Below are 21,122 nucleotides of genomic sequence, written 5' to 3'. Positions count from 1 at the left end.
GCACGGGCCCGCCCTCCCCCATGTCGCCCCGTCCGGAGCCCGGGCGCGAGTTACATCCGGAACACCTGGGCACCCTCGTCCTTGCCCCCGGCGGTCAGCGCCACCGCCTCACCCCAGCCGCTGCGGAACCCCCGCGTCTCCGCCTCCACGGCGATTCTCGCTCCGACCTTGCCGACGACGGCGGTGAGCGTCCTGGCGACGTCAGCGGTGTACGTGCCCGCTTCCCCTGATTCCGCGGCCACTTCGACCACGGCGGCCATGACATCGGCCAGCCGCTCCTGGGCACTGATCACCATCGCGCTCCCGTCCACACCTGTTCCACTTCCTTGTTCCGCACGCCCAGTAACGGCGCTCCGTGCTTCAGAACCGCCACCTCTCGAATGCATGTTCGATAGCCGCAGACTAACGCACCCGGCCCGTCATATGCGGGAGTTGCGCACCCCTGGGAGTTGCCGCTCCGCACTAAGTGGTTGCGCGCACGCACGTTATGCGTCACAGTTGGTGCAGCGGCGGAGCTGCGCCCACCTTCCCTCCGGGGCGCGGCTCCGCCGTTCCCGTACCCGTACGCCCACCGGCCGGACGGCCACGAACAGGAGTGATGCCCCGTCATGAGTTCACCTCCCAGCACCTTCCCCGACGTGGAGGCCATCGTCGTGGAGCTCCTCTCCGACCGCCCGGACCTCGCGGACGCGGTCGTGGACGAAACTCCTCCGCCGGGCTTCGACGGCACCCAGCCGGCGGTGATCGTCAGCCGGCGCGGCGGCGCCTGGATCGACGACCTCCACCTCGACCAGCCGCTCATCGAGCTGGAGGCCTACGGGCCGGACAAGGCGACGGCGCACCGCCTCGCGAACTCCGCCCGGGCCGAGCTGCTCTCGGCGGTCGGCCGGACGTACGGGACGGGCGTCGTGATCACCGACGTGGTCGAGGCCGACGGCCCGCGCTGGCTGCCGGAGTACCTCTACCCGGCGGCAAACCGCTACCTCACCGTGCTGCGGGTCTCCCTGCGCATCGGCTGACCCCGCACCACCCCGGCGCGACACCGCGCCCCACAGACAAGGCCCCGCCGCCGGCGGGGCCTTCGCCGTACCCGCGGCAGGCACCACCCACGCCCAACCATCCCAAGGAGTCATCCATGGCAGGCAACAACTCGTCCGAGATCCGCGTGGCCGGCACCGGCCGCATCCTGGTCGGGAGCCTCAACGCCCCCCTCCCGGACGCGTTCTCCGACAATCCGGCGGCCGACTGGGGGTCGGAGTGGACCGACCTCGGCTACACCTCCACGGACGGGGTGACCTTCTCCAAGAAGGACAAGCTGGACCCGGTCGAGACGTGGCAGTCGATCAGCCCGGCGCGGTTCGTCTACGCGGACCGCGACCTGACGCTGAAGTTCTCGATGCTGCAGTTCAACGAGGACACGCTGCCCTTCTTCCTGGGCGGCTCCGGGAGCGACATCCGCCGGGGGTCGGCCGGTTCGGACATCGTCCAGTTCGACGTGCCGGACGGTCCGACCTTCGACGAGCGTGCGCTCGGCCTGGAGTTCACCGACGGCACGGCGGTCACCTACCGCTTCGTCATCCCGCGCGGCCAGGTGACGGCCACCGACGACATCAAGCTGGCCCGCAAGGCCGCCGCGATGCTCGGCGTCACCTTCACCGCGCTCTCCCCGGGCGACGGCCAGGCACTCGCGACCTTCGTCATGAAGGACGCCGCCTACGCGGTACCGGCCGAGGCCTGATCTCCCTGCCGGGCGGGCCGGTCCACCCCGGTCCCGCCCGGCACCCCGCCCGCACCACCACGTGAAGGAGACTCCCCACCCATGGCTTCATTCGACGTCAACGCGGCCCGCGCCCAGCGCATGGAGGCGCTCGGCCGCTCCTGGTCCTTCGACCTGGACGACGACACCTTCGAGCTCCCCACCGAGCTCGGCCGCAACACCGCCAAGGCGCTCCGCTCCCTCGACGACAACGACGTCGACGGGCTGCTGAAGCTCCTGCTGGGCGAGGAGCAGTTCGCCCGCTTCGAGCAGCACGACATCACCATGCAGGACATCGCGGCGGTCCTGGAGGCGTACGGCAAGGAGACCGGGCTCGGCCTGGGGGAAGGCTGAGCCTCGACGCGTTCGCCGAAGAACACGCCGAGGCACTCGAAGCCGACCTGCTGCGGCACTACGGCGTGGACCTGCTCGACTGGTACCGCGGCCGGCTGACCTCACGCCGGCTCGCGGTGCTGGTCAAGCACATGCCACGGGACAGCGCCGTCGCCCAGGAACTCCACGGTGACGGCGCCGAATGGACGGTCACGGACTACCTGCTGGCCGCCGCCGTCGACCACCTGGCGGCCGCCAACTGGATGTTCGCCTCGGTCAACACCGACGAGGACTCCGAACCGCCCGAGCCGCCGGTGCCCGTCCCCCGGCCGGGGGACGCCGGCCGGGCCGACGAGGAGACGGACCCGCCGAGCGCACCCGACCGGGCGGAGCTCATGCGCTTCTTCGCCTGACCCGGTGCGCCCGCCGGTCCGCGACTCCATTCCCCAGCGCACCTGGCCGCGCGGACCGGAAGCGAGCAAGGCCGGCGCGCTTTCCCGCAGGGCAGCGACACCGCCGGCTCAGAAGAAGACCAGAAGCACTGCTATAGCGATGACCATGACTGCGAGCAGCCCTGCGGCAAAATACCCGACACGCGGCAACGGTGAATTCAGATAATGGCTGCTCTCCACGGATTTCGGATTACGTGGGTCAACCGCTATCTCGAACTCCTGGCCCACTTCGGGCGCCGGGACGGGAGCAGTCACGAGCGCTCTCGCGACTCCGCCGGAAGCAGTCGGAAAGGTGCACCTGACCTTCCTCACCGTACTGCCGCCCAGGTAAAGGCGTTCGGTGCACGTCGCCAGGACTCTCGACCCTGCAGCGTTGAGGCGACGATCCCGGAGCATCTGCGGAACAGACAGAAGGACGACAACGGCGACGGGCACCGCGAAAATCGCCACAGGGATAGCGTATCGCGACATTTCCATGAATTCCCCATATATCCATGCAGAGGAGCCGGAATGACTGACTACATCACTCCGAGTCAACTGGAGGCTCGTCTCGAGAAGGAACGCGAGAGTTCTGCCGGGAAAGGGTACCTCACAGCGGAAGAGGCGGACGCAAGAGTCGCGGGAAAAATCGAGGCCTACGACAAGGAGAAAGAGAAGGAGGACAAGGAAAAAGAAGAGGAACTCGTCAGCGAATGGAAAGGCTGGGTTCCGACAGAGCTCAACGTACTCAAGTCGGAATTCACCGCCCTCAAGGCCGAATGGGTCCCGCTGAACGCGTCTCTTCCATCCTTTTTCAGCCTGGAAGAGTACCTCAAGAAGAAGTTCAGCCTTGAGTACAACGACTACGGACTACTCCTCCCCCAGACGGACGGTACGGGAGAGGAGCGCCCCGGGACCCAGCCGCCGGGCACGACCCCGGCCACCCCGACCACCCCGGCCACCCCAACCACCCCGGCGACCCCCACCCCGACCACGAACCCTTCCACCGCGGCTCCGGGAGCACGGAACCAGCCGGCCCGGACCGCGCCCGGTTCCGGCCGCCCGGCAGCCTCACCGACGGCGGGGACGGACGAAGCGGCACAGCGTCGGCTGCGGGAACAACTGCGCCTCACGAACGAGGCGAGCAGGCGCACCGCACAAGGGCTGGGCACCACGACATCGGCGATGCGCGCCACACGATCGGCAGCCGCCGACCTGGCCGGCGATCTCTGACGGCACATCGAGAAGGCGGCTAGCAGAGGAGTACACGTATGAACCTGACTCAAGCCCTGGGGCGGTCGACCAGCGCACTCAAGCAGTTCCGGTCGCAGGCCGACGGCGTCGGAAAGTCGGCCTCATCGCTGACCGGTGGCGTCCGGAACGCGGAATCCGGCCTCAAGAAGATCAAAACCTCCGCCCAGACCTCCGCCCGCGAACTCACCAAGGTCCAGAAAGCCGCCGACAAGGCCGAGCGCTCGATGTCCAAGGCCGGCACGACCGGTCAGAAGAGCGGCACCCAGGTCGGGAAGTTCAAGTCCGGGGCCGACAAGGCGTCCAAGGGCATGAAGGGGCTCAACAAGTCGATGAAGGGCAACCTCGTCGGCCAGTTGCTGTCCCTGCTGGCCCCACTGGTCGAGAAGGTGGTCGAGATGGCCACCCGGTCGAAGACCATGCAGAAGGTCCTCAAGGTCGCCTTCGACGCGATCAAGAAGGTCATCAGCTCGGTCATGAAGGTCGTCGGACCGATCATGCAGAAGGCCGGCACGCTGATCAAGAAGGTCTGGGACGGCATCAAGAAGGCGATCACCGTCGTCATCAAGGCCGTCGCCACGGTGATCACCACCTACTTCAACGCCTGGAAGAAGATCATCACGACGGTGATGACCGCCGTCAAGAACGTGATCTCCAGCGTCTGGAACGGCATCAAGAAGGTCATCACCCCCGTCGTCAACTGGATCCGCGACGTCATCCCCAAGGCCTTCAGCAGGGTCAAGGAGAAGCTGTCCAGCATCTGGGGCGGGCTCCAGTCCATCGCGAAACGCGCCTTCGACAAGATCACGGGGGCGGTGAAGGGCCCGATCAACTCCGTGATCCGGCTCATCAACTCCGCGATCGACAAGCTCAACCGCATCAAGGTCTCGATCCCGGGCTGGGTCCCCGGCGTCGGCGGCAAGACCTTCGGCATCAGCCTGCCGAAGATCCCGCAGCTGGCGGCCGGCGGCATCGTGGCCCCGCGCAACGGCGGTGTGCACGCGATCGTCGCCGAGGCCGGTGAGGCCGAGGCCGTGCTGCCGCTGTCCAAGCTCGACCGGCTGCTGCGCCACACCGCCCGCCGGGCCAGGGCCGACTCGGTCAACGCGACGGCCGGAGCCGTCTCCGGCTTCCAGATCGAGAACTACTACGAGGCGTCCACGGCCGACCTCCAGGAGACTGCAACCGCCCTGCTGTTCCTGTCCAAGGCCCGCGGGTGAGCGCCGCGGCGATCGGTGCGGGCGCGGACCCGCTCGCGGGAGTCGCCGGAGCACTGAGTTCCTTCCGCGGCCGGCTCACCGACGCCGCGCGGTCCGTACGGTCCGCCGCGCGGGGCATCGGCGGGGCCGCGTCGGCCGCCGACCGGATCCAGAGCTCCGCCGCCTCGGCCGGCACCCAGCTCCGGCAGATCAAGTCCAAGGCGGACGCGGCCGGGAAGTCCCTGACCAAGGCGGGCCGGACAGCCGGCCGGACGGCGACCCAGCTCCGTACCGGCGGCAACAAGGCCCGCGCCACCGTCGCGCCCCTCAACTCCATCGCCACCGAGGGCGCCGCGTTCAGCGGAGTCGTCGGCGCCCTGGGCAAGGGCTCCGGCACGGTGTCCAAGCTCATGGGCCTCTTCGGCGGCGCGCTCACCGTCGCCTCCGGCGCGATGACCGCCGTCAACGTCGCCATGCGCGCCAACCCGCTCGGCTTCGTCCTCGGCCTGGTCGCTCCCCTGGCCGGCTATCTGATCGAGTACGCGCTCAGCTCGCAGACCGGACAGAAGATCATGAAGCAGGTCTTCGACCAGGTCCTCGAGGTGTTCCGGACCATCGGGAAATTCCTCGGCCCCGTCATCGAGGTGTACGCCACCGTGATCTCGGCCTGTTTCAAGGCCGCCTTCAAGGTCGTCACCACGGTCCTGGCCGTCGTGGGCGCCGTCCTCTCCAAGGACTTCGACGGCACCCGGAGCGCCGTCAGCACGGCCACCCAGGCCGTGACCGGCATCGTCCGCCGGGCCTGGAGCGGCTTCCGCGCGGTGATCCAGCCCGTCCTGGACTGGATCACGGAAAAGATCCCCGGCATGTTCACCCGGGTCAAGGACGCCATGTCCAGGACCCTGGACGGTATCGGCCGCTTCCTCAGCACCGGCATGCAGGGCGTCATGGCGGCCGTCACCGGGCCGGTCAAGGCCCTGATCTCCTTCGCCAACTGGGTCATCGACGGCCTCAACAAGCTCAGCTTCAGCTTCTTCGGCAAGAAGTTCGGCGTCGACCTGCCCAAGATCCCGCAGCTCGCCGAAGGCGGCGTCGTCCGGCCCGCTGGGCCCGGCTCCGCCTCGACCGTGCTGCCGCTGTCCGCGCTCAGCCGGCTGCGCCCCGCCGAGTCGACGACGCGTACGACCGGCCCCACCGGCTCGACGGACCGCTCACGGCTGCGCACGTACCACGCCGCCGAGGGCAACGGCCCGCTCGCCGTCGCCACCGACCTGCTGTTCCTGCACGGGGCGGCCGCATGAGCATCCACCCGCCCCACGACTGAAGCGAGGTGACGGCCCCTCATGGCCGAGACCACAACCACATATCCCCAGGAGACCGCACCCGGCTCACTGATCACCCGCGACGGGCAGATCCAGTGGGCCGGACTGCTGATGGGCCCCGGCACACCGTACGAGATCGACCGCACCGGGATCACCGGCTGGGACGACCTGCCGGTGCTCGACACGGGCGACATCGTCCGCCCCGACCAGCACGGCGCCTGGCCCGGCGCCCGCTGGGCGCAGCCCCGGCTCGTCGGCGCGTCCGTCTGGCTGCTGCCCCGCACGACCGGGCAGGCCCTCGGTGTCGTCTCCGCCTTCCGCGCCGCCACCGGTGCGGACGGCGGCGAGCAGTGGCTGGCCGTACGACTGCACGGCGAGACCCTGGCCGTACGTGCCAGGGTCAGCCGACGCGTCGTCCCGCAGGACCGGTCGTTCGTCGTGCACGGGGCGGCCAGGACCAGCCTGCAGTGGACCGCCACCGATCCGCGCCGGTTCGGGGCCGTCCTCCGGGAGGCGCAGGCCTCGCTGCCGATCATGGAGCCGGGCCTGGACTGGCCGGCCGAGCCCGGAGCCGCCGGGATGGGGCTCGAGTGGCCCCTGGAGTGGGGGGCGACCGGTGCCGCCGGCACATGCACCGCCGTCAACGACGGAACGGCGGAGGCCCACCCGGTGATCGAGTTCCGGGGCCCACTCCGGCGCCCGGCACTGACCCGCCTGGGCGACGGCCGGCAGCTCCGGTACGACATCGTGCTGGGCTCCCAGGACGTACTGACGGTGGACACCGAGTCCGGCACGGTGCTGCTCAACGCCACCGCCTCCCGGCTCTACACCGCGTCCCCTTCCTCAGCCCCCGAGCAGCTGTTCCACCTGCCGCCGGGCAGCACGGAGCTGGCCTTCCGCTCCGACGACGCCACCCCCGACCCCCGGGCCTCCGTCACCCTGCGCTGGCGTGACGCCCACTGGTGACGCCCCGCGGCCACCGACCGACCTTCCCATCCCTTCCCAGGAGGACAACATGCCCGTACGCAGCGCCTGGCTGATCAACCGCACCGAGACCGAGACCGGTCAGTCCCGGGCCGACACCCGGCTCTCCCCGGTCGGCACCATGACCCCGAGCGGGGCACTGACCACCACCAGCGGTGTCGTCCCGGGCTCCGCCGGCGGCGAGTACCTGATGTCGGGGCTCTACGTCTTCGGCGAGAGCGCCGGAATGAGGGCCAGCGTCGCACCGGGCCGTGCGGTGATCCAGGGCCGGGGCTCCGCCGGGGCCTACCCGGTCGTCCTCACCGACTACACCGACGTGACCTTCGACGACGGGGACGCCTCCAACCCGCGCATCGACCTGGTGGTCGTCCGCGTGTACGACGCCCAGTCCGACGGCGGCAACCGTACGGAGGCCGTACTCCAGGTCGTCGTGGGCAAGCCGGAGGCCACCCCCCAGCCGCCGCAGCTCCCGGAGGCCTCGCTCCCGCTCGCCCGTGTCACCGTGCCCGCGGGTGCGTCGGTGGGGACGGGCGGCATCGCGTGGGCCGACGCCGTGTACGACATGCGCGTGTCGACGGTGGCCGTGGGCGGCATCCTCGCCGACTCTTGGAACCGTGAGACACCCGGCGGGTACCCGGGCCAGTACCGCGACACCTCCAGCACGCTGCAGCGCTGGAACGGCACCCGCTGGGCGAACTACCCCCGCCAGACCGGCGGCATCGCCCCGCAGGGGGCACTTGCCTCGGGTGAGTACACCGGTCAGTACCGCGACGAGGCCGGGCGGCTCCAGCGCTGGGACGGCACCGTCTGGCGGCCGGCCGTCCCGTCCTCGGCATACGCGATCCAGACCGACGGCGGCTTCTGCGCCACCACCACCTGGGTCGAGGCGGTGGCCGACACGGACGGTCCGACGGTCACCACCACCTTCACCGTGCCGGTGACAGGCGCTGTCCTGGTCACCCTCGGGTTCATGGGCAACACCGCGGCCGACGGCCAGTGGTCCCGGATGAGCGCCACCATCCGCAAGGAGGGGGCCCTGGTCGTCGACGCGCACGAGGTCCGCTCCGCGGTCGTCTCGTCCAAGTTGCTGACGTCGGTGTCGACCACGTTCCGCGTCACGGGGCTCCAGGCGGGCGCGGTCTACACGGCGGTCTCCGCCTACTGCTCGTCCGCGACCAGCAACAAGGGCTGGTACGACAACCGTTTCATCCGCGTCGACCCGCTCGTGTGAGGCAGCCGATGACCACATCCGTCACCACGCCTGTCTACCGAGCGCTCTTCTGCGACCTGCGCACCGACCGCCTGCTGGACGTGCTGCCGCTCACGGAGACCAAGTTCGACGACTACATAGGCAAGCCCGGGTCGCTCACCGCCAATGTCCCCCTGCCCGGGGCCGCACTCGCCGCCCGGGCGCGGGCCGCCCTCCAGCCCGGCCGCACCGCGGTCTGGCTGGAGCGTGACGGTGACATCTGGTGGGGCGGGATCCTGTGGACCTGCACCCCGGTCTCCGACGAACAGGGCCGGATCATGGTGGAGTTCCAGGCCGGCACGTTCGACTCGTACCTGGACCACCGCATCCTCGCCGACGGCCTGGCGGGCACCGGCAGGGACCAGTTCGACATCGTCCGCGCCCTGATCACCCACGCGCAGGAGCAGACCGGCGGCGACATCGGCATCATCCCGGGCCACGACCGGTCCGGGGTGGCGCGGGACTACGCCTACACCTACTCCGCCCTCGCCCGGATCCGGGAGCTCATCGACAACCTCGGCCGGTTGAGCGACGGGTTCGAGTGGCGCATCCACTGCTACCGGGACGCCGAAGGCCGCCGGGTCAAGCGTCTCCAGCTCGGTCACCCGCAGATCCGCACGGGCCACACGGACATCGTCCTGAACCATCCCGGCCAGGTCCTCACCTACAGTCTGCCGACGGACTCCACCGTGCAGGCGAACGTCTGGGTGGCGCGGGGCGACTCCGACAACACCGACCAGTCCCAGGAGTCCCAGCCGCTGACCGTCAGCGAGGAGTCCCCCGGCGACCTGGAGGCCGGCTGGCCCCGCCTGGAGCTCACCTCCGACCACAGCGGCGTCACGGACGAGGCGACCCTGCGCTCGCTGGCCCGCGCCGAACTGGCCCGCCAGAACCGCCCCGAGATCATCCCGGAGCTGACCGTACTGCTGGACGGGCGGATCACCCCGGCCCTCCTCGGCGCCCGCATCCGGCTCCGGATCCACGACCTGTGGCATCACGAGGGCCTCGACGCCGCCTACCGGATCGTCGGCATCGCCGTCACCCCGCCGCAGCGCACCAAGGCCGAGACCGCCGTCCTCTACCTGGAAGGAGCGTGACCCCGTGGCGATCATCCCCACCGATCTGCTCGACCGTATCCGCGCACTGGAACGCCAGGTCAGGGACCTCATGGGCAGTGCCAACACCACACCGGCGCTGAACCGGATCATGGGCGGCGAGGTCGTCATCGGCGACAAGGGCCGGCTGCGCGTACGCACCTCGGGCGACGAGGACCTGCTCTATCTGGGCCGAGTCCAGCCCGACCGGGGCAAGGACGATCCGCAGCAGGGCTTCGTCGTACGCCGTGACGACGGCTCCCTGGCCCTGACCATCTGGACGGCGGCTCCCGACACCCTGCCCGTCCAGCCGGTGCAGGTCTTCGACCGCCGGGGCAACGTGGTCCTCGCCGACGACGCCGTCCACGGCGGTCTGGCCCGCCCCTACATCCCGTACCCGCTGCCCGCCCCGGCCGACGCGGCGCACTGGGAATCCACCGGGTCGACCGACTGGACCACCCTCTACCGGGGCCCGGGCATCGTCCAGCACCCGCGGCTGCACTGCGCGGTCGCCGCCGAGGGCGGTACGGGCTCCGAGGTGCGGCTGCTCGTCGACGGCGTCCAGCTCTCAGGGGTGGGCGCGCCGGGCGCCGGCCTGGTGTTCACCGAGCGGCTGCCCGCTGCCTTCGGGACCACGGTCACCTTCGAGATCCAGGCCAGGGTCGCGGCCACCGGCGACACCCTGCGCTGCCGTCCGCTCGCCCTGTACGGCGTCCAGTCCTGACGCCGGGCCAGACCGGACGGCCACCCGACAACCACCGAGGAGGGCACCCGAGTGCTGCCTGAAAACATCCCCACCGTCACCGTCACCGCCCGCTACATGACCCCCGACGGCCGCCCGATGAGCGGCACCGTCGAATTCCGGCCCCCGGCGCTCCTCACCCATGCCGAGGAGGACCTCTTCCTGGGCGGCCCGACCCGGACCACGCTCGACGCGGAGGGCAGGATCAGCGTCGTCCTGCCCGCCACCGACGCCCCGGGCTGGAACCCCGGGGCGTGGACGTACACCGTCACGGAGAAGCTGGCCGGGCTCGCCCGCGGCGGACGCGTCTACCAGATCGCGCTGGCCGCGGCCGTGCCCGCCGTGGACCTCGCCGACATCGCCCCGGCCGATCCGGGCACCCCGCAGTACGTCGCCGTACCGGGGCCGCCGGGACCCGCCGGCGGACCCGGCCCGCAGGGACCGGCCGGACCGGCCGGGGCGGTGCACTCCGTCAACGGGCACACCGAGGCCGACATCGTGCTGAGCGCGGCGGACGTCTCGGCCCTCGCCTCCGCGTCGGCGGGAGCGCCGGGCGGGGTCGCCACCCTCGGCACCGACGGCCTCGTCCCGGCCGCCCAGCTCCCGGCGGGCGGCGGCGCCGTCGCCTCCGTCAACGGTCAGACCGGCGAGGTCCTGCTGACCGCGAACGACCTGGGCGCACTGACCCAGGCGGCGGGCGACGCCCGCTACCTGGCGCTCGACGGCGCCCCCGTCACCTCGGTCAACGGCCTCACCGGCGAGGTGGCTCTCTCCGCGTCGGACGTGGCGGCGGTGCCGGTCGGCGAGGGGGTCCTGCTCGCGGGAGCCCAGCAGATCGAGGGCGCCAAGACATTCGTCACCCCGCCCTCCACCACGGCCGCCCCGACCACCGACGACCACCTGACCCGGCGCGGTTACGTGGACGCGGTCTCGGCGGCGGGCACCTGGACCCCCTCATCGATGGGCTTCAGCGGCTGGGCGTTCGACCCGGCGGCGGCCTCCGCCCCCACCCCCCAGTACTGCATCAACGGCTGGGTGTACCTGATCGGCATCCCGCTGCACGCACCCACCACCGTGAGGAACCTGGTGTTCTACGTCCCGGGCTACGTCGGCGGCACGCTCAGCACCTCCTCGTTCGCCGGGCTCTACACCGATGCCGGTGCCCGGGTCGGGCTGACCGCCAACCTCACCACCCTGATCCCCAAGACCGAGGGCGCGACCGTGGTCTGCCCGCTGACCGCCCCGTACACCGCGAAGGCGGGCAACTACTGGATCGGGCTCGTCATCAACGGGCCCAGCCCCAGCACCAACGGGCCCGCCTTCTCGCGGGGCGCCCATGTGGGCGAAGCGCCGGGCGGCAGCGCCCGGATGCCGGGTGAGTTCATCCGCCACGGCCGGCTCAGCACCACCGGCCAGACCTCGCTGCCCACCTCCTTCCCCCTCGACAAGGTGGTCGCGGACTCCAACGCGATCTGGGCAGCACTCTCCTGACGCACCCGTGCGAGGGGCCCCTCACCGCCCGGTGCGGGGCCCCTGCCGCACCCGCGTGCGCCGTACCGAAAGGAACACATCCATGGCCACTCCCCTGACCGCCGACCAGCTGCTCGCCGCGCTGCACGCCGAAGGCGTCTCCGTCGTCGAGTACGCGGACTGGCGCACCCACAACCGCAACCACAAGGGCGCCTGGGGCCCGCTGAACGGCGTCATGATCCACCACACCGTCAGCAGCGGCACCGACGCGTCCGTGGAGCTCTGCTACAACGGACACTCGGCGCTGCCGGGCCCGCTCTGCCACGGCGTCATCGACAAGGCGGGCACCGTCCACCTGGTCGGCAACGGCCGCGCCAACCACGCGGGCGGCGGCGACCCGGTCGTCCTCCAGCGGGTGATCGCCGAGGACTACGGCGACCGCCCGCCCGCCCCGCAGGAACACGAGGGCAGCGCCGGTTCCGTCGACGGCAACGCCCGCTTCTACGGGTTCGAGTGCGTCAACCTGGGCGACGGCGAGGACCCCTGGCCGGCCGCCCAGCTCGACGCGATCGAACGGGTTTCGGCGGCCGTCTGCCGGGCCCACGGCTGGTCCGCCCGCAGCGTCATCGGCCACCTGGAGTGGTCCGACTGGAAGGTCGACCCGCGCGGCTTCACCATGCCGGCGCTGCGCGACCGCATCGCCACGCGGCTGAGCGGCCCGGCGAGCGGCACTCCCGCGGACAGACCGGCCGACGGGACATCGGCCCCCGCGTACCAGCCGTTCCCCGGCACCTCGTTCTTCAGCGGCCGCACCAGTTCCCCCGTGATCACCGCCATGGGCCGGCGGCTCGTCGCCGAGGGCTGCTCGTCCTACGCCGTCGGGCCGGGCCCCCGCTGGACCGACGCCGACCGCCGCTCGTACGCCGCCTGGCAGCGCAAGCTCGGCTTCCGGGGCAGCGACGCCGACGGGGTCCCCGGCCGTACCTCCTGGAACGCCCTCAAGGTCCCGCACACGAAATGAGGAGTCCGCAGCCATGTCCGATGCCACCCGCCGCACCGCCCGCACCGTGGTCCAGACCGCCTTCGCCCTTGCCGTGCTCCTGCCCGCGCTTGTCGACGCGTCCGGTCTCCCGGCGTCCCTGCCCCGGGTCGCCGGGGCCCTGGCCGTCGCGGGGGCGCTGACCCGGGTGATGGCCGTACCCGGCGTGCAGGCGCTTCTCCCGGCGTGGCTCCGCACCGAACGGCCGGGGAACGAGACCGTGGGAGCCGCCCGTGACCGAGACTGATCCGAACAACCCGGTCGCCGTCGCCCTGGAGCTGGAACGCCTGCGCGGCTCGCTGGAGGCCGGCTTCGCCCGGGCCGACGGCCAGCTCGCGCTCCTCGTGCAGCGCAGCGACCAGACCGACAAACAACTGGCGGACCACGAGGCCCGCCTCGACACGCTGGAACGTTCCCGCTGGCCGCTGGCGAGCATCGGCGCGCTCACCGCGGCCGCCGGGCTCGCCGTCGCCCTGTGGGAATCCGTGCGCTGAACCGCCGGACCACGGCACGCAGAAGGGCGCCCACCCCGTACGCCGGTACTCGACGGGGGTGGGCGCCCTTCTCACTCACTGTTACTGGTTGTACGGACCGTAGTCGTAGTCCTCCAGCGGAACGGCCTGGCCGGAGCCCGTGCCGAACGGCGAGTAGTCGATGTCGTCGTAGCCGACGGCCGAGTACATCGCGGCCTTGGCTTCCTCGGTCGGCTCGACCCGGATGTTGCGGTAGCGGGAGAGACCCGTACCGGCCGGGATGAGCTTACCGATGATGACGTTCTCCTTGAGGCCGATCAGGGAGTCCGACTTGGCGTTGATCGCCGCGTCGGTCAGGACCCTGGTCGTCTCCTGGAAGGACGCCGCCGACAGCCACGACTCGGTGGCGAGCGAGGCCTTGGTGATACCCATCAGCTGCGGACGGCCGGAGGCGGGGTGACCGCCCTCGGTGACCACACGACGGTTCTCGGTCTCGAACTTCGAGCGCTCGACGAGCTCGCCCGGCAGCAGCTCCGCGTCGCCGGACTCGATGATCGTCACACGGCGCAGCATCTGCCGGATGATGATCTCGATGTGCTTGTCGTGGATCGACACGCCCTGCGAGTTGTAGACCTTCTGGACCTCGCCGACCAGGTGGACCTGGACCGCGCGCTGACCGAGGATCCGCAGCACGTCGTGCGGGTTGGTGGCACCGACGGTGAGCTTCTGGCCCACCTCGACCGCGTCGCCCTCGCCGACCAGGAGACGGGCACGCTTGGAGATCGGGAACGCCGTCTCCTCGCTGCCGTCGTCCGGGGTGACGACGAGCTTCTTGGTCTTCTCGGTCTCCTCGATCCGGACACGGCCCTTGGCCTCCGAGATCGGGGCGACACCCTTGGGCGTACGCGCCTCGAAGAGCTCGACGACACGCGGCAGACCCTGCGTGATGTCGTCACCGGCCACACCACCGGTGTGGAAGGTACGCATCGTCAGCTGGGTACCGGGCTCACCGATGGACTGGGCGGCGATGATGCCGACCGCCTCACCGATGTCGACCAGCTTGCCGGTGGCGAGCGAGCGTCCGTAGCAGAAGGCACAGGTGCCGACCGCGGACTCACAGGTCAGGACCGAGCGGGTCTTGACCTCCTCGACGCCGGCGCCCACGAGGGCGTCGATCAGGACGTCACCGAGGTCGACGTTGGCAGGCGCGATGACCTTGCCGTCGACGACGACGTCCTCGGCGAGCATGCGGGCGTAGACCGAGGTCTCGACGTCGTCCGTCTTGCGGAGGACACCGTCGGCACCCTTGACGGCGATCTTCAGCTTGAGGCCACGGTCGGTGCCGCAGTCCTCCTCGCGAATGATCACGTCCTGCGAGACGTCCACCAGACGACGGGTCAGGTAACCCGAGTCGGCGGTACGCAGGGCGGTGTCCGCCAGACCCTTACGGGCACCGTGCGTGGAGATGAAGTACTCCAGAACGGTGAGGCCCTCGCGGAAGGACGCCTTGATGGGACGGGGAATCGTCTCGTTCTTGGCGTTCGACACCAGACCACGCATACCCGCGATCTGACGCATCTGCATCATGTTTCCTCGGGCACCCGAGTCGACCATCATGAAGATGGGGTTCGTCTTCGGGAAGTTCGCGTTCATCGCCTCGGCAACCTCGTTGGTCGCCTTGGTCCAGATCGCGATGAGCTCCTGCGTGCGCTCGTCCTTGGTGATGAGACCGCGCTCGTACTGCTTCTGGACCTTCTCGTCCTGCTCCTCGTAGCCCTTGACGATGGCCTTCTTGGCCTCGGGCACGACGACGTCGGAGATGGCCACGGTCACACCGGAGCGGGTCGCCCAGTGGAAACCGGCCGCCTTCAGGTTGTCGAGCGTCGCCGCCACGATGACCTTGGGGTAGCGCTCGGCCAGGTCGTTGACGATCTCGGAGAGCTGCTTCTTGCCCACCGAGTAGTCGACGAACGGGTAGTCCTCGGGCAGCAGCTCGTTGAAGAGCGCGCGGCCCAGGCTCGTACGCAGGCGGAAGGTGTCACCCGGCTGGTACTCGGGCTCGCCCTCCTCGGCGACCGGCGGCACCCAGCCACGCGGCGGCATGGTGCCGACCGGGAAGCGGATGTCGACCTTCGCCTGGAGCGAGAGCTCGCGGGCGTCGAAGGCCATGGTGGCCTCGGCCGTGGAGCCGAACGCGCGGTCCGTGCCCTTGACGTTGCGGCCCTCTTCGTCCGTGGTGAGGAAGAAGAGGCCCAGCACCATGTCCTGGGTCGGCATCGTGACCGGACGGCCGTCAGCCGGCTTCAGGATGTTGTTCGAGGACAGCATCAGGATGCGGGCCTCGGCCTGCGCCTCCGCGGAGAGCGGAAGGTGCACGGCCATCTGGTCACCGTCGAAGTCCGCGTTGAACGCGGTGCAGACGAGCGGGTGGATCTGGATGGCCTTGCCCTCGACCAGCTGCGGCTCGAAGGCCTGGATGCCGAGGCGGTGCAGGGTGGGCGCACGGTTCAGCAGCACCGGGTGCTCGGCGATGACCTCTTCGAGGACGTCGTACACGACGGTGCGGCCACGCTCGACCATGCGCTTGGCCGACTTGATGTTCTGCGCGTGGTTCAGGTCCACCAGGCGCTTCATCACGAACGGCTTGAAGAGCTCCAGCGCCATCGCCTTCGGCAGACCGCACTGGTGCAGCTTGAGCTGCGGACCGACGACGATCACGGAACGCGCGGAGTAGTCCACGCGCTTGCCGAGGAGGTTCTGACGGAAACGGCCCTGCTTGCCCTTCAGCATGTCGCTGAGGGACTTCAGGGGACGGTTACCGGGACCGGTGACCGGGCGACCGCGGCGGCCGTTGTCGAACAGCGCGTCGACGGCCTCCTGCAGCATCCGCTTCTCGTTGTTCACGATGATCTCGGGGGCACCGAGGTCGAGGAGACGCTTGAGGCGGTTGTTGCGGTTGATCACACGGCGGTACAGGTCGTTCAGGTCGGAGGTCGCGAAGCGGCCACCGTCCAGCTGCACCATCGGACGCAGGTCCGGCGGGATGACCGGCACGCAGTCGAGCACCATGCCCTTGGGCTTGTTGCTGGTCTGCAGGAACGCGGAGACGACCTTGAGGCGCTTGAGCGCACGGGTCTTCTTCTGGCCCTTGCCGGTACGGATGATCTCGCGGAGGCGCTCGGCCTCCTCGTCGAGGTCGAAGGACTCCAGGCGCTTCTGCAGGGCGGCGGCGCCCATGCAGCCGTCGAAGTACGTGCCGAAGCGGTCACGCAGCTCGCGGTAGAGCAGCTCGTCGCCCTCGAGGTCCTGGACCTTGAGGTTCTTGAAGCGGCTCCACACCTCGTCGAGACGGTCGATCTCGCGCTGCGCACGGTCACGCAGCTGCTTCATCTCACGCTCGGCACCTTCGCGCACCTTGCGGCGTACGTCGGCCTTGGCGCCCTCGGCCTCGAGCTCGGCCAGGTCGGTCTCGAGCTTCTTGGCGCGGTTCTCGAGGTCCGAGTCACGGCGGTTCTCGACCTGCTGACGCTCGACGGAGACGTGCGCCTCCAGCGACGGGAGGTCACGCGTGCGGCGCTCCTCGTCGACGAACGTGATCATGTACGCGGCGAAGTAGATGACCTTCTCGAGGTCCTTCGGCGCGAGGTCCAGCAGGTAGCCCAGACGCGACGGGACACCCTTGAAGTACCAGATGTGGGTGACGGGAGCGGCAAGCTCGATGTGCCCCATGCGCTCACGGCGCACCTTGGCGCGCGTGACCTCTACGCCACAGCGCTCACAGATGATGCCCTTGAAGCGGACACGCTTGTACTTGCCGCAGTAGCACTCCCAGTCCCGGGTCGGACCGAAGATCTTCTCGCAGAAGAGTCCGTCCTTTTCGGGCTTGAGCGTGCGGTAGTTGATGGTCTCCGGCTTCTTCACTTCGCCGTGGGACCAGGTCCGGATGTCGTCCGCGGTGGCAAGGCCGATCCGCAGCTCGTCGAAGAAGTTGACGTCGAGCACTTGTCGTCAATCCCTCTTTCGGGGGTTCGAGCCCCCTCGCTTCACGCGAGAAATCGGGGCACTTCAGCAATGGTCTGAACGGGTCCGGGGAGAGCCGGCCGGATCACGAGGATCCGGCCGGACAACCCGTCAGACCTCTTCGACGCTGCTCGGCTCGCGCCGGGACAGGTCGATACCGAGCTCCTCCGCCGCGCGGAAGACGTCCTCGTCCGTGTCGCGCATCTCGATGGACATGCCGTCCGAGGACAGCACCTCCACGTTGAGGCAGAGCGACTGCATCTCCTTGATGAGCACCTTGAAGGACTCGGGGATACCGGGCTCGGGGATGTTCTCGCCCTTGACGATCGCCTCGTAGACCTTCACGCGGCCGGTCACGTCGTCGGACTTGATCGTCAGCAGTTCCTGGAGGGCGTATGCGGCGCCGTAAGCCTCAAGGGCCCACACCTCCATCTCACCGAATCGCTGCCCACCGAACTGCGCCTTACCACCCAGCGGCTGCTGCGTGATCATGGAGTACGGGCCGGTCGAACGCGCGTGGAGCTTGTCGTCGACCAGGTGGTGCAGCTTGAGGATGTACATGAACCCGACCGAGACCGGGTCCGGGAACGGCTCGCCGGAGCGGCCGTCGTACAGCTGGGCCTTGCCGGAGGGCTGGACCAGCCGGTCGCCGTCGCGGTTCGGGATCGTGGCCTTGAAGAGGCCGGTGATCTCGTCCTCGCGGGCACCGTCGAAGACCGGGGTCGCGACGTTGGTGCCGGGCGCGACCTGGTCGGCGCCGATGGCCTGCAGGCGCTGTGCCCACTCGTCACCGAGGCCGGAGACGTCCCAGCCGCGGCTGGCGAGCCAGCCGAGGTGGATCTCCAGGACCTGTCCCGGGTTCATTCGGGACGGGACACCCAGCGGGTTGAGGATGATGTCGACCGGGGTGCCGTCCTCCAGGAACGGCATGTCCTCGATCGGGAGGATCTTCGAGATGACGCCCTTGTTGCCGTGACGGCCGGCGAGCTTGTCACCATCGGTGATCTTGCGCTTCTGCGCGACGTAGACGCGGACCAGCTGGTTCACGCCCGGCGGCAGCTCGTCGCCCTCTTCGCGGTCGAAGACGCGGACGCCGATGACCTTGCCGATCTCACCGTGCGGCACCTTCAGCGAGGTGTCGCGCACCTCGCGCGCCTTCTCACCGAAGATCGCGCGGAGCAGGCGCTCCTCCGGGGTCAGCTCGGTCTCACCCTTGGGCGTGACCTTGCCGACGAGGATGTCGCCGGCGACGACCTCGGCACCGATACGGATGATGCCGCGCTCGTCGAGGTCGGCGAGGACCTCCTCGGAGACGTTCGGGATGTCCCGGGTGATCTCCTCCGGGCCGAGCTTGGTGTCACGGGCGTCGACCTCGTGCTCCTCGATGTGGATCGAGGAGAGGACGTCGTCCTGCACGAGGCGCTGCGACAGGATGATCGCGTCCTCGTAGTTGTGACCCTCCCACGGCATGAACGCCACGAGCAGGTTCTTGCCGAGCGCCATCTCACCGTTCTCGGTGGCCGGCCCGTCGGCGAGGACCTGGCTCTCGATCACGCGGTCGCCCTCGGAGACGACGACCTTCTGGTTGACCGAGGTGCCCTGGTTGGAGCGCGAGAACTTCGAGATGCGGTACGTGGTGTACGTGCCGTCGTCGTTCGTCACGGTGATGTAGTCCGCGGAGACCTCCTGGACCACACCCGCCTTCTCGGCCTTGAGCACGTCACCGGCGTCGGTGGCACAGCGGTACTCCATGCCGGTGCCGACCAGCGGCGCCTCGCTCTTGATGAGCGGGACGGCCTGACGCATCATGTTCGCGCCCATGAGGGCACGGTTGGCGTCGTCGTGCTCGAGGAACGGGATCATCGCGGTGGCGACCGACACCATCTGGCGCGGCGAGACGTCCATGTAGTCGACGTCGTCGCCGGGGATGTAGTCGATCTCGCCGCCACGACGGCGGACCAGGACACGGGCCTCGGTGAAGCGCATGTCCTCGGAGAGCGTCGCGTTCGCCTGGGCGATCACGAAGCGGTCCTCTTCGTCGGCCGTCAGGTAGTCGACGTCGTCGGTGACGACACCCTCGACGACCTTGCGGTACGGCGTCTCGATGAAGCCGAACGGGTTGATGCGCCCGTAGGAGGCCAGCGAGCCGATCAGACCGATGTTCGGGCCTTCGGGCGTCTCGATCGGGCACATGCGGCCGTAGTGCGACGGGTGAACGTCACGGACCTCGAAGCCGGCCCGCTCACGCGAGAGACCACCCGGGCCGAGGGCGTTGAGACGACGCTTGTGCGTCAGGCCCGACAGCGGGTTGTTCTGGTCCATGAACTGGGACAGCTGGCTGGTGCCGAAGAACTCCTTGATGGAGGCGACGACCGGCCGGATGTTGATCAGGGTCTGCGGCGTGATCGCCTCGACGTCCTGAGTGGTCATGCGCTCACGCACGACGCGCTCCATACGGGCGAGACCCGTACGGACCTGGTTCTGGATCAGCTCACCGACGTTACGGATACGGCGGTTGCCGAAGTGGTCGATGTCGTCGGTCTCGACCATGATCGAACGGCCGGACTCACCGACGGTCTCGGTCTCACCGGCGTGCAGCTTCACCAGGTACTTGATGGTGGCGATGATGTCGTCGCTGGTGAGGACACCCGCGTCGAGCGGCTCGTCGGCGCCGAGCTTCTTGTTCACCTTGTAGCGGCCGACCTTCGCGAGGTCGTAGCGCTTCGGGTTGAAGTAGAGGTTCTCGAGCAGCGTCTGAGCGGCCTCGCGCGTGGGCGGCTCGCCCGGACGCAGCTTGCGGTAGATGTCGAGCAGCGCGTCGTCCTGGCCCTGGGTGTGGTCCTTCTCCAGGGTGGCGCGCATCGACTCGTACTCGCCGAACTCCTCGAGGATCTGCTCGGTGGTCCAGCCGAGAGCCTTCAGGAGGACGGTGACGGACTGCTTGCGCTTGCGGTCGATGCGGACACCGACCATGTCGCGCTTGTCGATCTCCATCTCCAGCCAGGCACCCCGGGACGGGATGATCTTGGCGGAGAAGATGTCCTTGTCGGACGTCTTGTCGATGGAGGAGTCGAAGTAGACACCCGGCGAGCGCACGAGCTGCGACACGACGACACGCTCGGTGCCGTTGATGACGAAGGTGCCCTTGTTGGTCATGAGCGGGAAGTCGCCCATGAAGACCGTCTGGGACTTGATCTCGCCGGTCTCGTTGTTGGTGAACTCGGCCGTGACGAAGAGCGGCGCGGCGAACGTGAAGTCGCGCTCCTTGCACTCGTCGATCGAGTTCTTCGGGGGCTCGAAGCGGTGGTCGCGGAAGGTGAGCGACATCGACCCGGAGAAGTCCTCGATCGGGGAGATCTCCTCGAAGATTTCCTCCAGGCCGGACTTGGTGGGGACGTCTTGTCCGCTGTCCAGAGCAGCCTCGACGCGAGCCTTCCAGGCGGCATTGCCGAGGAGCCAGTCAAAGCTCTCGGTCTGCAGCGCGAGGAGGTTCGGAACCTCGAGGGGCTCCTTGATCTTTGCAAAAGAGATGCGCAGCGGGGCGGTGCTGGCACCGTTGTTCGTATTCGAGGTCGAGGCGTTGCGCGAGGCGGCCAAGAGGGGGTCCTTCCGAGGGCTCGGACTCACTACGCGCGTACCGGCCCCAAGCCGCACACAGAGACAGGGATCCCAAGGTCAGGGAATGTCCGGTCATCGGTGCTAGGCGTGGGCATGCCCCTGGTGACGGGCAGGAGGCAGCTAACAGGCAGCGCAAAGGGT

General features: G+C 69.2%; 19 protein-coding genes. 15 read left to right on the top strand and 4 right to left on the bottom strand.

Features of this window, described 5'->3' with window-relative positions; translation table 11 throughout:
- Positions 1-50 precede the first annotated feature (50 nt).
- Positions 51-311, bottom strand: coding sequence for a hypothetical protein (locus OG379_RS23245; RefSeq protein ID WP_405664994.1), 261 nt, complete (start codon positions 309-311; stop codon positions 51-53).
- Positions 312-608: 297 nt separating this feature from the next.
- On the opposite strand from OG379_RS23245, the gene OG379_RS23240 reads away from it, so the two are divergent.
- From OG379_RS23240 to OG379_RS23225, 4 genes are all read left to right on the top strand, one after another.
- Complete coding sequence (locus OG379_RS23240; RefSeq protein WP_405664993.1) at positions 609-1,019, top strand: hypothetical protein; 411 nt, start codon at positions 609-611, stop codon at positions 1,017-1,019.
- 116 nt (positions 1,020-1,135) lie between these two features.
- Complete coding sequence (locus tag OG379_RS23235; RefSeq protein ID WP_393765881.1) at positions 1,136-1,738, top strand: phage tail protein; 603 nt, start codon at positions 1,136-1,138, stop codon at positions 1,736-1,738.
- 81 nt (positions 1,739-1,819) lie between these two features.
- Positions 1,820-2,110 carry a hypothetical protein gene (locus OG379_RS23230; RefSeq protein ID WP_405664992.1) on the top strand — a complete coding sequence of 97 codons (291 nt, stop codon included), beginning with the start codon at positions 1,820-1,822 and terminating at the stop codon, positions 2,108-2,110.
- Between the two features lie 65 nt (positions 2,111-2,175).
- The gene (locus OG379_RS23225; protein ID WP_405664991.1) at positions 2,176-2,502 is read left to right on the top strand and encodes a hypothetical protein; all 327 of its coding nucleotides are present in this window, start codon (positions 2,176-2,178) and stop codon (positions 2,500-2,502) included.
- A 108-nt stretch (positions 2,503-2,610) separates the two neighbouring features.
- On the opposite strand, the gene OG379_RS23220 is transcribed toward OG379_RS23225, so the two are convergent.
- Positions 2,611-2,991 carry a hypothetical protein gene (locus OG379_RS23220; protein WP_405664990.1) on the bottom strand — a complete coding sequence of 127 codons (381 nt, stop codon included), beginning with the start codon at positions 2,989-2,991 and terminating at the stop codon, positions 2,611-2,613.
- 60 nt (positions 2,992-3,051) lie between these two features.
- On the opposite strand from OG379_RS23220, the gene OG379_RS23215 reads away from it, so the two are divergent.
- From OG379_RS23215 to OG379_RS23165, 11 genes are all read left to right on the top strand, one after another.
- A complete protein-coding gene (locus OG379_RS23215; protein WP_405664989.1) occupies positions 3,052-3,753 on the top strand; it encodes a hypothetical protein in 702 nt (233 codons plus the stop codon).
- Between the two features lie 38 nt (positions 3,754-3,791).
- Positions 3,792-4,991 carry a phage tail protein gene (locus OG379_RS23210; RefSeq protein WP_405664988.1) on the top strand — a complete coding sequence of 400 codons (1,200 nt, stop codon included), beginning with the start codon at positions 3,792-3,794 and terminating at the stop codon, positions 4,989-4,991.
- Complete coding sequence (locus OG379_RS23205) at positions 4,988-6,271, top strand: tape-measure protein (protein ID WP_405664987.1); 1,284 nt, start codon at positions 4,988-4,990, stop codon at positions 6,269-6,271. Before OG379_RS23210 ends, OG379_RS23205 begins: the two co-directional genes overlap by 4 nt.
- Positions 6,272-6,313: 42 nt before the next feature.
- Positions 6,314-7,258, top strand: coding sequence for a phage distal tail protein (locus OG379_RS23200; RefSeq protein ID WP_405664986.1), 945 nt, complete (start codon positions 6,314-6,316; stop codon positions 7,256-7,258).
- A gap of 49 nt (positions 7,259-7,307) precedes the next feature.
- Positions 7,308-8,507, top strand: coding sequence for a hypothetical protein (locus OG379_RS23195; RefSeq protein WP_393765889.1), 1,200 nt, complete (start codon positions 7,308-7,310; stop codon positions 8,505-8,507).
- A gap of 8 nt (positions 8,508-8,515) precedes the next feature.
- Positions 8,516-9,622, top strand: coding sequence for a hypothetical protein (locus tag OG379_RS23190; protein WP_405664985.1), 1,107 nt, complete (start codon positions 8,516-8,518; stop codon positions 9,620-9,622).
- 4 nt (positions 9,623-9,626) lie between these two features.
- Positions 9,627-10,343 (top strand): hypothetical protein, encoded by a 717-nt coding sequence (locus tag OG379_RS23185; protein ID WP_405664984.1) that lies wholly within the window; start codon positions 9,627-9,629, stop codon positions 10,341-10,343.
- A gap of 51 nt (positions 10,344-10,394) precedes the next feature.
- Complete coding sequence (locus OG379_RS23180) at positions 10,395-11,852, top strand: phage tail protein (protein WP_405664983.1); 1,458 nt, start codon at positions 10,395-10,397, stop codon at positions 11,850-11,852.
- A gap of 82 nt (positions 11,853-11,934) precedes the next feature.
- On the top strand, positions 11,935-12,852 hold the full coding sequence (locus OG379_RS23175) for a peptidoglycan-binding protein (protein ID WP_405664982.1): 918 nt from the start codon (positions 11,935-11,937) through the stop codon (positions 12,850-12,852).
- Between the two features lie 13 nt (positions 12,853-12,865).
- The gene (locus OG379_RS23170; protein ID WP_405664981.1) at positions 12,866-13,117 is read left to right on the top strand and encodes a hypothetical protein; all 252 of its coding nucleotides are present in this window, start codon (positions 12,866-12,868) and stop codon (positions 13,115-13,117) included.
- Entirely contained in the window at positions 13,104-13,364 is a 261-nt protein-coding gene (locus OG379_RS23165; RefSeq protein WP_393765895.1) for a hypothetical protein, read from the top strand. Before OG379_RS23170 ends, OG379_RS23165 begins: the two co-directional genes overlap by 14 nt.
- Positions 13,365-13,445: 81 nt before the next feature.
- Here OG379_RS23165 and OG379_RS23160 read toward each other — a convergent pair whose 3' ends face one another.
- Together OG379_RS23160 and rpoB are read right to left on the bottom strand one after the other, a co-directional pair.
- Positions 13,446-17,345: a DNA-directed RNA polymerase subunit beta' gene (locus OG379_RS23160; RefSeq protein ID WP_073744247.1), complete on the bottom strand. Its 3,900-nt coding sequence runs from the start codon at positions 17,343-17,345 to the stop codon at positions 13,446-13,448.
- Positions 17,346-17,474: 129 nt separating this feature from the next.
- Positions 17,475-20,960, bottom strand: coding sequence for a DNA-directed RNA polymerase subunit beta (gene rpoB, locus OG379_RS23155; RefSeq protein ID WP_405664980.1), 3,486 nt, complete (start codon positions 20,958-20,960; stop codon positions 17,475-17,477).
- Positions 20,961-21,122: the final 162 nt, after the last annotated feature.

Source organism: Streptomyces sp. NBC_01166 (assembly GCF_045039765.1).
In the GTDB taxonomy this organism is placed as follows: Bacteria; Actinomycetota; Actinomycetes; order Streptomycetales; family Streptomycetaceae; genus Streptomyces.
Note: the sequence above shows the minus strand (reverse complement) of the source record. Positions and strands in the feature narration are given on the sequence as shown.